The sequence below is a fragment of the Vaginella massiliensis genome, from assembly GCF_900089075.1.
In the GTDB taxonomy this organism is placed as follows: Bacteria; Bacteroidota; Bacteroidia; order Flavobacteriales; family Weeksellaceae; genus Weeksella; species Weeksella massiliensis_A.
Genome location: NZ_LT593747.1, coordinates 300,178 through 313,369, shown reverse-complemented (window position 1 = coordinate 313,369; position 13,192 = coordinate 300,178). Strand labels below are relative to the sequence as shown.

The following is a 13,192-nucleotide window of genomic DNA, read 5'->3' as shown; positions in this document are numbered from 1 at the left end:
ATTCGAAAAACACCTATCAAATTAACTCCTATTGATATTGAAAAATACCATATTAACGTCTTCCTCTATCGCGACGCCCACCACTAAAAGATTTACGATTGCTGCGGTTATTGTTTGACTTGGCTCTGCTGTCTGAACCTTTGCGATCTCTGCGTCCACTGCGATCATTGTCTCTAAATCTACTTGGCTCTGGTTTAGAAATTTGTACATCGATTTCGTAACCGTCGCGATCTTGCCCATCAAAAGCAGTCAAAATGGTGTCGGTATGTTCTTCATCTACTTCGAAGAATGAGAAATTTCGTAAGATTTCGATTTTACCAATCTCTATGTTTCGATTTCTTGTAAATTCGTTGATCATGCCAATCAAATTCGGAGCTTTCACTCGATGTTTTTCTCCCAGATTGATATAGAAACGGGTAAAGCTTTTGTTCGAGCGACGCCCTCTTTCACGTCCTACGCCACGGCTATCAGATTTTACGTTGATGTCTTGCGAATTTTTGTAATAGTTCAAAAACTCGTTGAACTCTGTGGAAACAAAGCGTTTGATGATTTCATCACGATCCAACCCTTGCAACTTATCGTAAACGGTCTCCATATACGGCTCGATTTGCTCTTCATTTACGACTGTATTTTCAATTTTTTCGATCAAATTGAACATGCGACGTTCGCAAATATCTTCACCAGATGGCACGCGTTTCAACTCAATAGGTGAAGAGATGAATTTCTCGACATCTTTTATTTTACGCCCCTCTCGAGAGTGCGCAATGATAATCGAAATCCCTTTGTTACCAGCACGACCTGTTCTACCAGAACGGTGTACATAAACCTCTGGATCGTCGGGTAAACTGTAGTTGATGACATGCGTCAATTCGTTTACATCAATTCCGCGGGCAGCCACATCGGTCGCTACCAACAATTGAATATTTTTGTTGCGAAACTTTTCCATCACATGATCGCGCTGTGATTGCGACAAATCACCATGCAATGCATCTGCATTGTAGCCGTCTTGCATCAATTTATCTGCAACTTCTTTGGTTTCTCTTCTTGTCTTACAAAATACAATACCGTAAATACTTGGGTGGTAATCGGAAATACGTTTCAGTGCCAAATAACGGTCGCTAGAACGCACCATGAAGTATTGGTGTTCTACGTTTCTAGATGCCATATTCACCTTACTCACCGCAATTTCTACTGGTTTTTGCATGTATTGTGACGCAATTCGTCTTACCTCTTTTGGCATAGTAGCCGAAAATAACAAGGTTTGTTTTTCTTGTGGCGTCGACTCTAGAATCTCATCGATAGAATCACGAAAACCCATGTTCAACATTTCGTCTGCCTCGTCTAAAACAGTCCAAGTAATGTCATGAATTTTGAGTGCAGAACGGTTGATCAAATCCATGGTGCGTCCAGGTGTCCCAACAACGATTTGCGGATGATCTTTGAGTCCTTTGATTTGCTTTACGATGTCTGCGCCACCATAAACAGCCTGAATACGAACACCTTTGAGATTCGAAGCAAAGCTTTCCATTTCTTTGGTAATCTGTAGGCAAAGTTCGCGTGTTGGACACAAAATAATTGCCTGTACATTGCGTTTGCTCATGTCCAAACGGTCGAGAATAGGCAAACCAAAAGCGGCAGTTTTGCCTGTACCAGTTTGTGCTAATGCAATCACATCTTGATCTGATGACAAAATTTGTGGAATTGCTTTTTCTTGAATTGGTGAAGGACTTACAAAACCCATCGTTTCGACGGCAGAAAGAAGTTCGGGTCGAAGACCTAAATCTTTGAATGTTATCATTTTTACATCATGTAACCGGGATAAATCCATTTATCATTCATACCGGTAAATTTAATTAATTAAACAACGGATATGAAGAATAAAAATTAAAATGGCCAAGCAGCCCCAAAAATCCCTAAATGAAATTCTTAACATCCGACCTTCTTCCTTTGAAAAAGGCGGTGCAAATTTACAACAATTATTTTAATTACAAAACAACTATAAGGTGTATTGTAAATGATTCAATCTTTTGCCTACCAAAGTTTTAGATTTTTGCTGTGCAAATCCTAATTTGGTATAAAGCTGAAAAGCTCTCGGATTGTCTTCGTCTACCAACAAACCGAGTTTAGAATTTTTAGAATCGCGAAAATGCTGAATCACATGATGAATCAACTTGCCGCCTATTCCCATCCCTCTATATTCTGGGTTCACACCCAATGTATCGAGGTACCATTCACCGGCTTCGGTCTCATCTTCTACCGTTATTTTGTTGGAATAATGACGTTCGAGATGCTCCAAAACTGGTTGCCTCAATTCATCTAACCTACCACCATCGTAAACATTGATTGCGCCGACAACATTGCCCTCTACCTCTGCCACAAAAATATTTTCGTAAGAATATTGATTGTTTTCTTTGGACACAAAATATTCTAAAAACGCCAAAGCTTCTCCGTGTTTTTTCTGATTGATAAACGCGTACACAATATCTTCCATTGCCATGAACAACAAGTGGGCAATAGCCGAAGCGTCGCCTTTGGTTGCCGATCGAATTTTCATCATTAATATTTTTATTCAAAGTTAAACCTGAAAAATGACATTCGCCAAATTTGATTCCTGAAAATTACAAAACCGAACAAACTTTTGTTCGGTTTTGTAGGGTATGTTGCAAAATCTTGCTTCTTATTTAGCTTTTGCACCTTCTAAGGCTTTGTTATAGCCTTCTTTTACATCATCAGCTGCTTTTTTTGTCGCTTCTTTTACATCTTCAGCAGCATTTTTCGATGCTTCTTTTACATCTTTTGCAGTGTTTTCTATGGCGTCGCCTGTTTTTTGTGCAGCATCAGACACACCTTCTTTTACATCATGTGCCACGTTGCTCACACCTGTTTTTACATTATCCCATGCAACTTTTGCATCGTCCAATGTTTTGCGTGCTGCTTCTTCTGCGGCTTTATCTCCTTTGGCAATTGCCTCGTCCAAATCTTTTTGCGCTTGGTCTACTCTGGCTTGCGCTTCTGCTTCTGTAATTGCAGGTTCAACAGTTGTTTCGGTATATACTTCTATAGAATCACCAGTACCATCGGTAATTACTGTTTTTTCTTCTTTATTGGTACAAGCGGTTGCGAAAACCAATCCCATTAGCGAGATTCCGAATACTAATTTTTTCATTTTATCTTAATTTTAGTTTTAATTAACATCTGTTCGTGTTTCAAAAACTGAGCCAAATCATCTTTTTATTTTAGATGTTTTCAACATTCTATCGTTTCCAGAAATGTCTTTTTGGAGTTCGATCAACTCAAAATATGGCGCGACTAATTCTTTCATTTCCTTTCCTAAATATTGATTGATCTCGAAATAAAGTGCGCCATCTTTGTGCAAAGCACGCTGAGCTAATTGTACTATTTTTTCATAAAAAACCAAAGGATGCTCGTCTGATACAAAAAGCGCAGTAGAAGGTTCGTATTTCAGAACGTTTTGGTGCATGCTCGATTTTTCGAAGTTTCGAATGTAAGGCGGATTCGAAACAATCAGATCGAAAGCTTGCTCCAAACGAGAAAGTGACAAAATGTCTTGTACAACAAATTCAACCTCTGCCTCGTTCAGTTTTGCATTTTGTTTAGCGATTTCGATGGCATCTGGCGAAATATCCATTCCAATCACCGTTGCTTTTGGCATCATTTTTTTCAGCGCAATGGCAATGCAGCCGCTTCCAGTACCGATATCAAGGATTCGTATTGCTTGGTTTTCTTGATGATCTTTCACAATCCAATCGACCAATTCTTCGGTTTCGGGCCGTGGGATGAGGGTATGCTGATTCACCTTAATTTTCAAATCGAAAAAATAGGCAAACCCTACAATTTGTTGATAAGGCACATTGTTTTTGAGTTTTTCGAGATCTTTTAAAATTTCTGCTTCGCAAAAATCAATATTCGGCTCGATTTCAGCTAATTTGACGCCGAGTTTATCATCCAAATAATAATGATAAAATAGCTGAATCTCTTCATCCGAAAAATCATGTTGTAATTCGGACTGAAAAAGTTGGCGAAGTTTTTGCATTTCCATATTTCAAAATTACTCAACTTGTTATAGTTTCGAGTGATTTGTTTCAAATATTTATGAAGATGAAAAAATTTTTAATGAGTGCCTTTGTACTGTTGACAGGATTTGCTTTTGGGCAAAGTAACAACATAAAAGTTATTGGCAACAACCAAACAAAAACCTTAGAATGCAATCAGAATATGGTTTTCATTACAGGAAGCAAAAACGTTCTGACCATAAAAGGAAGTTGTAAAGAAATAAAAGTGATTGGGTCCCACAACAAAATAAGCGCAAGCAAAGTAGACGGCGTTTATATCAATGGCGATGGCAACAGCCTTTCTTATACCGGCACCTCGACACCAAATCAAAAACTAAAATCTGAATTGATTGGACGTGATAACAGCGTGACTCAGTAAGAGTTGGAATTTGTAACGTATACATTTTAGTCAGAACCCAAAAAGCTCTTTGTTTTATAAGAGCTTTTTTTTGGTTTGAAATAAGATGAAAGAATTATTGATTATCTTTGCAAACTGATGAAAAAAGACTTTGACAAATTGGATCCGAAGGAGTTTATCCTCATCAAAGGAGCCAAACTGCATAACCTAAAAAATATCGATTTAGCCATCCCCAAAAATAAGCTCGTGGTGATTACGGGCATGTCAGGATCTGGAAAATCGACCTTGGCATTCGACACCTTGTACGCCGAAGGGCAACGCCGATATGTTGAGAGTTTATCTTCTTATGCACGGCAATTTTTAGGGAAACTAAACAAACCACAAGTTGATTATATCAAAGGTATTGCGCCCGCGATTGCCATTGAGCAAAAAGTAATCAGCAGCAATCCACGCTCAACGGTTGGGACAACGACCGAAATATATGATTACTTAAAATTACTCTACGCCCGAATCGGTAGAACCTACTCGCCAATTTCTGGGAAAGAAGTGAGAAAAGATTCGGTAACCGATGTTATCGATTACATCAAACAATTGCCGTTACAGAGCAAATTGCTGTTGTTGATTGCGTTGCAAATTCCAGAAGATCGAAGTTTTACCGAGCATCTTCATATCTTGAATCAGCAAGGATTCAATCGGATAATGGTTGATGACCAACAGGTGAAGATTTCGGATCTGATTGAATTCAATTTTCAACCAACGCCACAAAACAAATTAGAATTGGTCATCGATCGCATCAACACCCAAGACGACGAGGCTTTTTATCATCGTTTGGGCGACGCCATCGAAGTTGCATTTTTCGAAGGAAACGGAGAACTCCTCCTTTCGAATCTCGATCATCATTCGACCCAAGTATTTTCGTCACGATTCGAGATGGATGGCATTTCGTTTTTAGAACCCAATGTCCATTTTTTCAGTTTCAACAATCCGTACGGTGCTTGTCCGACTTGTGAAGGATACGGAAAAGTAATCGGCATTGATGAGAATTTGGTGATTCCGAACAAAAATTTATCCGTTTACGAAGATGCGGTGGTAGCATGGAAAGGAGAGAAAATGAGCGAATGGAAAAATTATTTTATCAAAGAAGCAACGAAGAAAGATTTTCCTATTCACAAACCCTATTACGAATTAACCGAAGCCCAAAAAGATTACCTTTGGCACGGAGATAAGTCGTGGGAAGGTATAGACGGATTTTTTGATATGGTCGAAAGCAACCAATACAAAATTCAGTACCGTGTGATGCTTTCTCGTTATCGAGGAAAAACCAAGTGTCCAAGTTGCAAAGGGAAACGATTACGCCAAGAAGCGACATGGGTAAAAATCAACAACAGGTCGATAGTCGACCTAGTCGATTTGCCGTTAGACGAACTCAAACAGTTTTTCGACCAGATAGAATTCACCCCTTTCGAAAAGCAAGTAGCAAAACGCATCATACACGAAATAGAAAGCCGTTTATCGTTCTTATTAGACGTTGGGTTGGATTATCTGACTTTGAATCGCGCATCGAACACCTTATCGGGTGGCGAAAGCCAAAGAATCAATTTAGCAACCTCGTTGGGTTCTAGCCTTGTAGGCTCGATGTACATACTCGACGAACCTTCGATTGGATTGCATTCTAAAGACACCGTACGATTTTTAAGTGTTCTCAAACGCCTCCGCGATTTGGGCAATACGGTGATTGTAGTCGAGCACGATGAAGACATCATAAAAGAAGCAGATTACATCATCGACATCGGTCCAGAAGCAGGAACAAATGGCGGTGAAGTAGTATTCGAAGGCACCTACGACCAGCTGTTGAAAGCCAATACCCTAACCGCTCAATACCTGAACGGGAAAATGAAAATAGAAATTCCTAAAAAAAGAATTCCGATCAAAAATGCAATTCGGGTTGAAGGTGCAAGAGAGCATAATCTAAAAAATATTGATGTCACTTTTCCGCTCAATATGCTGACGGTGATAACGGGTGTAAGCGGATCTGGGAAATCTACTTTGATGAAAGATATCCTCACTCCTGCTCTGCAAAGACAACTCGACCAATACGGAAACAGAATTGGTGATTTTGATAGGTTGCAAGGCGACGTGAAGACAATAAAAGCGATCGAACTCATCGATCAGAATCCGATTGGAAAATCGTCCAGATCCAATCCCGTAACCTATGTGAAAGCCTATGACGACATTCGTCAGTTATACGCCAATCAGAAAGCGAGCAAACTCATGGGATTTTCAGCAAAGCACTTTTCTTTCAATGTCGAAGGCGGACGATGTGAAAATTGCAAAGGCGAAGGCACCATCACGATCGAAATGCAATTCATGGCCGATGTAGAATTGGAATGCGAAGTTTGCCATGGCAAACGATTTCAGAAAGAAGTTTTAGAGGTAAAATACGACGAACAGAACATCGCCGACATCCTCGAAATGACCGTAGACGATGCAATTTCTTTTTTTACCAAAAACAAACAAGACAAGATTGTACAAAAACTGAAACCTTTGCAAGATGTGGGCTTGGGCTATGTACAATTGGGACAATCATCCAACACCTTGTCGGGCGGTGAAGCACAAAGAATCAAGCTTGCTTATTTCTTAACCAAAGGCGAAACCAAAAACAACACCTTATTTATTTTCGACGAACCTTCTACGGGTTTGCATTTCCACGATATACAGAAGTTGATAAAAGCTTTGCGCGCTTTGATCGAAATCGGTCATTCGGTTTTTGTCATCGAACACAATATGGACATCATCAAAGTTGCCGACTGGGTGATTGATTTGGGTCCAGAAGGAGGAAAACGTGGAGGACATTTGGTGGCAGAAGGCACGCCAGAGCAAATTGCAAAAGTAAAAGAATCGTTTACTGGAGAGTTTTTGAAAGATAAGTTATGATGAAAAACGTTGATTGAACGTTTTTCATCGCCATTCTGATAAATCTACTTTTACCGAAAAAATGTTGGAATACAATGCAACCGACTGATCGCCAATATCGGTAAGGGCATAATCGATGTTGATTCCTCTGTACTTGAATCCTACTCCGACATTGGGCTGAAAGGTATTTTTATACTTTTCGTTGAACTGCATCTCTTTCTGAAAATTGTTTACACCGCCACGCAAAAAAATCATATCGTCGTACGAAATTTCTACACCAGCCGCTGGCGACAAACTGAATCCTTTCATCGAAAAAATATCATTCGATTCTTGAAAATGCATATTAAGGTCTACCTCTCCCAAAATTTTGAATCGATCGTTCAATTCAAATTGTTTCGCTACCCCGAGATTGAGTTTCGGTAAGGTGAGTTCGATATCTTCTGCTGGCAAATCGTTTACCGTCACAACATCTGTACTATTAGGTTCGTCTATGCTGATTGATCCCAATTTTTCGTAATTGATCTTCCAGACATTGAAGGTGGTGGTAATATCGCGCGCCATGGCTCCAAAGTAAAAACCATTTTCGGTTTTGTAGCGCAATCCCAAATCGATTCCGAAACCAAACGAATTGGCAAACTTACCAATATGGCGGTAAACCAACTTGGCATTTGCACCAACTTGGATGTCTTTATTCCCCAAAAAATAGCCCGCATAAGACGCCGATAAGGCATAATCTGCAGTCGAAAATTTCGAGATTTTATTGTAGTCTATATTTCCCTGATTATCGATCAATTCGGTTGTATTGAGAATATCATCAACCCCAAAACGATACAGCGCAACGGCAAAGGTAGAATTGTTTTGCAACGGAAATGCCGCGGCTAAATAATCGTATTTGGCAATCGACTGGAAATATTCTGCGTGCATTGCCGAAAATTGAATATCGTGCACGACATCGGTCAAACCTGCTGGATTCCAATAAACTGCATTCACATCGCCAATATTTGCCACCACAGCATTCCCCATTCCAAACGCTCGAGCATCAACCCCGATATTCAAAAATTCGTTGGAGTATTTACGGGCGGTTTGCGCCGAAACCGAATGAAAGGTCAAAATGCCGATGAAGAAAATAAACTTTTTCAAAATGATTTGTTACTTTGCTAAACTAAACTCAAAAATAAAGGTTTTATTGTATTTCTATGCGCCTTGCATCGAAAGTTTGTATTTTTGCCTCAACAAAGCTGTTTTATGAAATTATTCAATTTGCCCAACCTGCTCACGCTGCTCAATCTATGTTGCGGAGTTTTAGCTTCTATATTGGTCATCAGTGGCGGAAATATCAAGCTCATCTTGCTCATGATCATCATCTCGCTCATCGCCGATTTTCTAGATGGTTTGGTGGCTAGAGCAATGCGAATAAGCTCGCCAATGGGTAAAGAATTGGATTCTTTGGCAGATGTAATTTCGTTCGGATTGACTCCTGGTCTGATGATGATGGTGCTGTTGCTCAATTACGATTCGCCAACGGTATTCAACACAGGAAATGCAACGCTCAGTTGGTTGTCACTTTTAGGGTTGATGATTCCTGCTTTTTCGGCTTTGCGCTTGGCAAAATTCAATTTAGATGATGAGCAATCGACCTATTTCAAAGGTTTGGCAACTCCGTCCAATACGCTTTTGTTGTTTTCTATTTTTTATATTCATCAACAAAATCAAGGTTTATTCCATCCTACCGTAGATTTGGTGTTGTTGGTGATTCTGACCGTTGGTTGTAGTTTTTTATTAATCTCGAACATTCCACTTTTCTCCCTGAAATTCAAAGAGTTGTCTTGGAAAGATAATTATTATAAATACATTTTTTTGATCATTAGTCTGATTGGAATCCTCGTGTTTCAAATCTTTGCGATTCCGCTAATCATCCTATTGTATCTATTATTTTCAATCATTTTCAGAAAGGAAATCATCAAATGAAATTAACTAAAAATATATGTTTCTTCGATTTAGAAACGACCGGAACTAATATTGCGAAAGATCGCATTGTCGAAATATCGATTGTAAAAGCCTTGACAAACGGCGAAAAAGAAGTAAAAACTTGGCGCGTAAATCCTCAAATTCCGATTCCTGTCGAAGCTTCTTTGATTCACGGAATTTATGACGAGGATGTGCAAGATGCTCCGACATTTAGAGAAATCGCTCCACAAATTCTGCAGATGATGAAAGATGCCGATCTGGCAGGATTCAATTCGAATCGATTCGACATTCCGTTGCTTGCAGAAGAGTTTTTACGAAATGATATCGATTTCGACATGGAAAAACATCGCCCGATAGATGTGCAAGTGATTTTTCATAAAATGGAACCTCGAAATTTGTCGGCAGCCTATCGTTTCTACTGCGACAAAGATTTGGAAAATGCGCATTCTGCCGAAGCCGATACCTTGGCGACGTATGAAATTTTGATGGCTCAAATTGCGAAATACGATGAGCTGAAAAATGATAATCAGTTTCTAAGCGATTTTTCTTCGCAGCGAAAATCGGTAGATTTTGCAGGCTTTATTGTATTGAATGATCAAAATGAAGAAATCATCAGTTTTGGCAAATACAAAGGGCAGCGCGTAACCGATGTTTTTCAAAAGGATCCAGGTTATTACAGTTGGATTCAGAATGCTGATTTTCCGTTGTACACCAAAAAAGTTTTTACCCGAATAAAATTAAAATCGAGTTTCCAATGAAAATCTTCTGTATAGGTCGCAATTACGCCGAACATGCCAAGGAGCTGAACAACGACATCCCATCGGAACCGATGTTTTTTTTGAAACCCGATACAGCACTGATGCGAAACGATTTGTTCGTTATTCCGCCCTTCAGCAACGAAATTCATTTCGAAGTAGAAGTCGTCATCAAAATTTCGAAAGTTGGTAAAATGATCCAACCACAATTTGCACATCGCTATTACGAAGAGGTTGGTCTAGGCATCGATTTTACAGCGCGAGATGTGCAAACCGAACTGAAAGCGCAACGATTTCCGTGGGAAAAAGCCAAAGCATTCGACAATTCGGCTTACGTCTCGAAGTTTTTCCCTAAAGAATCGCTTCCGATCGACAATCTTTCTTTTGGTTTGAAGAAAAACGATGAATGGATGCAACAAGGCAACACCCAAGATATGCTGTTTACCTACGATGTTCTGATCGCAGAAATCTCGAAATACATGACCTTGAAAACAGGCGATATGATTTTTACTGGAACCCCAAAAGGCGTTGGATCCTTAGCCTCTAAAGATATAATAAAAGGCTATTTAAATGATACACAAGTATTTGAACTAAAAGTTTTGTAAAACGTAACTATCAGCTTATTTGCGTTTGCCCTTTCACAAACTATTTCTCTGCGATCTAAAAAAATTAATACGAAATCATCGTCACTATATCATCGGTAAAAGATTTCAATTTCGAAACGCCATCCAAGAAATCCAATTGAATGATGAAAGAGAACTGACACACTTTTGCTCCACATTGCTCGATAAGCCTCGCCGAAGCCTCTGCCGTACCACCCGTTGCCAACACATCGTCGTGAATCATCACCCGATCATGCGGTTGGATATAATTACTATTGATCTCGATTGTTGCCGAACCGTATTCCAAATCATAAGATTGCGCAATCGTGGGCGGAGGTAATTTTCCGGCTTTGCGAATCAGAACAAAAGGCACACCCAACTGATGAGCGATCTGGATACCGTACAAAAATCCGCGACTTTCTATGCCACAAACAACGTCTATTTTACCTTTGGCTCTTGCTACAAATTCGGCAATGATATCGTTGGACAAATCTGGGTTGAGAAACAATGGAGTAATGTCTTTGTAAAGCACACCAGGTTTTGGAAAATCTGCTACATTTACCAAGGTATCATCGATGCGTTGAGCTAAGGTTTTCATCATTAAAAAAGATTAATTTCAATGCAATTTACGCAATGTTAAATTTTAAATGATAAAACTTTTGTGTATTTAACAAATTAAGTCAAAAACAAACTTTAACATTTTTGATAAATTACTTTAAATAAACATTATAAAAAATTGATATTTAAATAATTACAAAAAAATTATAAAATCAATTGAAGGGATTGAAAACAAGTATATCAAATGATTATCAAGGGCTTATAACAACAAATCAATAAACTATAAGAGAATAAAAAAATTCGTATCTTTAGCAAACCATTTACTGTAGCCGATTACAAGAAAATTGGGACAAAAAAACGAGATTTATATACAATTTATTTTTGTCTAAATCAAGAGTTGAGATGTTTTTTTTATTAAAACTTTGTCCACATATTTGCCTGCACAGATGGAAAAAACCAACCATCTCGAAGACAAGTACATAAAGCTACAATAAACTGTTTAACCTGTAAATTTTTGAACTTAGAATGAACAATAATGCAATTACTGTTTGGGACAAGTGTCTCTCATATATTCAAGATAACATTCCGGAGGATGCTTACAACACATGGTTTGTTCCTATTCAACCGATCAAGCTTGTCGAGAATGTATTGACGATTCAGGTTCCCAGTAAATTCTTCTATGAATGGTTAGAAGAACACTATATTGCTATTCTAAGAAGTGCCTTGCACAAAGTATTGGGTAAGGATGCAAAATTGGTTTACAGTATTGTGATCAATCAGAAAAATAAAATCAACGGACCCGATACCGTAAAAATTCCATCGACCAATAAAGAAAAGGTAAAACCCAATGAAATAGATGCACCGCTCAATTTGGAGACGAGCAAGGTGGTCAATCCGTTTGTGATTCCAGGTTTACAAAAAATAAAAATAGACTCGCAACTGATCGACAATTTATCTTTCGACAATTTTATAGAAGGAGAATCGAATCGCTTGGCACGTTCGGCCGGAAAAGCCATTGCCAAACGACCTGGTGGAACATCTTTCAACCCACTTTTTATTTTTGGAGGCGTGGGTTTGGGTAAAACCCATCTCTGTCACGCTATAGGACTAGAAATAAAAGAGTTACATCCAGAGAAAACGGTTTTGTACGTCTCAACCGAGAAGTTTACCATGCAGTTCATCAATGCGGTGAGCAATCGTAGCCAAAACGATTTCGTACATTTTTATCAAATGATCGATGTTCTGATTGTAGACGACATTCAGTTTTTGGCTGGAAAAGCCAAAACCCAAGAAGCATTCTTCCATATATTCAACCATTTGCATCAAAACGGAAAACAAATTATCTTAACCTCTGATAAATCTCCGGTAGATATTAGCGATATTGAGCAACGCTTGGTTTCGAGGTTCAAATGGGGATTGAATGCTGAATTGCAGATGCCCAACTACGAAACGCGTTTGGACATCATCAAACACAAAATCGTGAAAGATGGTATCGAAATGCCCGACGAAGTATTGGAGTATATTGCCGATAATGTAAAAGCAAACACCAGAGAATTGATCGGATCTATGAATTCGATCATCGCACAATCGACCCTCAATCGTAAAGAAATCACGCTCGAATTGGCCGAAAAAACACTTGCAAATTTCATCAACCATTCGAAAAAAGAAATTTCGATCGATTATATTCAAAAGACCGTTTGTGATTATTTCAAAATCCCGCTCGAGCAATTGCAATCGAAAACCCGAAAACGCGACGTGGTACAAGCCAGACAATTGGCGATGTTTTTCGCAAAAAAATACACCAAAGCTTCGTTGCAAAGTATCGGGAACAAAATCGGAAATCGCGATCACGCAACTGTTTTGCATGCCTGCAAAACGGTTTCGAATCTCTCTGATACCGATAAAATATTCAGAGGTTATATCGAAGATATCAGTAAAAAACTCACGTTCTAAAACTTTTTTAGC

The 13,192-nt window shown here is 38.9% G+C and carries 12 protein-coding genes; 6 read left to right on the top strand and 6 right to left on the bottom strand.

Annotated elements, in window-relative coordinates:
• Window positions 1–52 precede the first annotated feature (52 nt).
• The 4 genes from BN8061_RS08850 to prmC all read right to left on the bottom strand — a co-directional run bounded on the left by BN8061_RS08850 (window position 53) and on the right by prmC (window position 4,054).
• Entirely contained in the window at window positions 53–1,798 is a 1,746-nt protein-coding gene (locus BN8061_RS08850; protein ID WP_068598528.1) for a DEAD/DEAH box helicase, read from the bottom strand.
• Between the two features lie 198 nt (window positions 1,799–1,996).
• Complete coding sequence (locus tag BN8061_RS08845; RefSeq protein WP_235802724.1) at window positions 1,997–2,557, bottom strand: GNAT family N-acetyltransferase; 561 nt, start codon at window positions 2,555–2,557, stop codon at window positions 1,997–1,999.
• 120 nt (window positions 2,558–2,677) lie between these two features.
• Window positions 2,678–3,166, bottom strand: coding sequence for a hypothetical protein (locus BN8061_RS08840; protein WP_154662299.1), 489 nt, complete (start codon window positions 3,164–3,166; stop codon window positions 2,678–2,680).
• A 57-nt stretch (window positions 3,167–3,223) separates the two neighbouring features.
• On the bottom strand, window positions 3,224–4,054 hold the full coding sequence (gene prmC / locus BN8061_RS08835; RefSeq protein WP_235802723.1) for a peptide chain release factor N(5)-glutamine methyltransferase: 831 nt from the start codon (window positions 4,052–4,054) through the stop codon (window positions 3,224–3,226).
• Between the two features lie 65 nt (window positions 4,055–4,119).
• Between prmC and BN8061_RS08830 the strand changes: the two genes are divergently transcribed.
• On the top strand, window positions 4,120–4,452 hold the full coding sequence (locus BN8061_RS08830; RefSeq protein WP_068598522.1) for a DUF3060 domain-containing protein: 333 nt from the start codon (window positions 4,120–4,122) through the stop codon (window positions 4,450–4,452).
• Between the two features lie 117 nt (window positions 4,453–4,569).
• Window positions 4,570–7,365, top strand: coding sequence for an excinuclease ABC subunit UvrA (uvrA, locus tag BN8061_RS08825; RefSeq protein WP_068598520.1), 2,796 nt, complete (start codon window positions 4,570–4,572; stop codon window positions 7,363–7,365).
• A 24-nt stretch (window positions 7,366–7,389) separates the two neighbouring features.
• On the opposite strand, the gene BN8061_RS08820 is transcribed toward uvrA, so the two are convergent.
• Entirely contained in the window at window positions 7,390–8,484 is a 1,095-nt protein-coding gene (locus BN8061_RS08820; RefSeq protein WP_068598519.1) for a putative type IX sorting system protein PorV2, read from the bottom strand.
• 105 nt (window positions 8,485–8,589) lie between these two features.
• Between BN8061_RS08820 and BN8061_RS08815 the strand changes: the two genes are divergently transcribed.
• Genes BN8061_RS08815 through BN8061_RS08805 form a run of 3 tightly spaced genes read left to right on the top strand, consistent with a single transcriptional unit; the run spans window position 8,590 to window position 10,672 of the window.
• Window positions 8,590–9,312 (top strand): CDP-alcohol phosphatidyltransferase family protein, encoded by a 723-nt coding sequence (locus BN8061_RS08815; protein ID WP_068598516.1) that lies wholly within the window; start codon window positions 8,590–8,592, stop codon window positions 9,310–9,312.
• A complete protein-coding gene (locus BN8061_RS08810) occupies window positions 9,309–10,070 on the top strand; it encodes a 3'-5' exonuclease (RefSeq protein WP_068598513.1) in 762 nt (253 codons plus the stop codon). The genes BN8061_RS08815 and BN8061_RS08810 overlap by 4 nt, the downstream gene beginning before the upstream one ends.
• A complete protein-coding gene (locus tag BN8061_RS08805) occupies window positions 10,067–10,672 on the top strand; it encodes a fumarylacetoacetate hydrolase family protein (RefSeq protein WP_068598511.1) in 606 nt (201 codons plus the stop codon). Before BN8061_RS08810 ends, BN8061_RS08805 begins: the two co-directional genes overlap by 4 nt.
• 64 nt (window positions 10,673–10,736) lie before the next feature.
• Here BN8061_RS08805 and BN8061_RS08800 read toward each other — a convergent pair whose 3' ends face one another.
• Complete coding sequence (locus BN8061_RS08800) at window positions 10,737–11,267, bottom strand: adenine phosphoribosyltransferase (protein WP_068599499.1); 531 nt, start codon at window positions 11,265–11,267, stop codon at window positions 10,737–10,739.
• Between the two features lie 485 nt (window positions 11,268–11,752).
• On the opposite strand from BN8061_RS08800, the gene dnaA reads away from it, so the two are divergent.
• Window positions 11,753–13,180: a chromosomal replication initiator protein DnaA gene (gene dnaA, locus BN8061_RS08795; protein ID WP_068598509.1), complete on the top strand. Its 1,428-nt coding sequence runs from the start codon at window positions 11,753–11,755 to the stop codon at window positions 13,178–13,180.
• The last annotated feature ends 12 nt before the right edge of the window (window positions 13,181–13,192 follow it).

Coding starts and splice junctions, on each gene's coding strand:
- BN8061_RS08800 (WP_068599499.1), bottom strand. CDS start 11,267: ATGAAAACCTTAGCTCAACGCATCGATGATACCTTGGTAAATGTAGCA.
- BN8061_RS08830 (WP_068598522.1), top strand. CDS start 4,120: ATGAAAAAATTTTTAATGAGTGCCTTTGTACTGTTGACAGGATTTGCT.
- BN8061_RS08845 (WP_235802724.1), bottom strand. CDS start 2,557: ATGATGAAAATTCGATCGGCAACCAAAGGCGACGCTTCGGCTATTGCC.
- dnaA (WP_068598509.1), top strand. CDS start 11,753: ATGAACAATAATGCAATTACTGTTTGGGACAAGTGTCTCTCATATATT.
- BN8061_RS08850 (WP_068598528.1), bottom strand. CDS start 1,798: ATGATAACATTCAAAGATTTAGGTCTTCGACCCGAACTTCTTTCTGCC.
- BN8061_RS08815 (WP_068598516.1), top strand. CDS start 8,590: ATGAAATTATTCAATTTGCCCAACCTGCTCACGCTGCTCAATCTATGT.
- BN8061_RS08810 (WP_068598513.1), top strand. CDS start 9,309: ATGAAATTAACTAAAAATATATGTTTCTTCGATTTAGAAACGACCGGA.
- BN8061_RS08840 (WP_154662299.1), bottom strand. CDS start 3,166: ATGAAAAAATTAGTATTCGGAATCTCGCTAATGGGATTGGTTTTCGCA.
- BN8061_RS08805 (WP_068598511.1), top strand. CDS start 10,067: ATGAAAATCTTCTGTATAGGTCGCAATTACGCCGAACATGCCAAGGAG.
- uvrA (WP_068598520.1), top strand. CDS start 4,570: ATGAAAAAAGACTTTGACAAATTGGATCCGAAGGAGTTTATCCTCATC.
- prmC (WP_235802723.1), bottom strand. CDS start 4,054: ATGCAAAAACTTCGCCAACTTTTTCAGTCCGAATTACAACATGATTTT.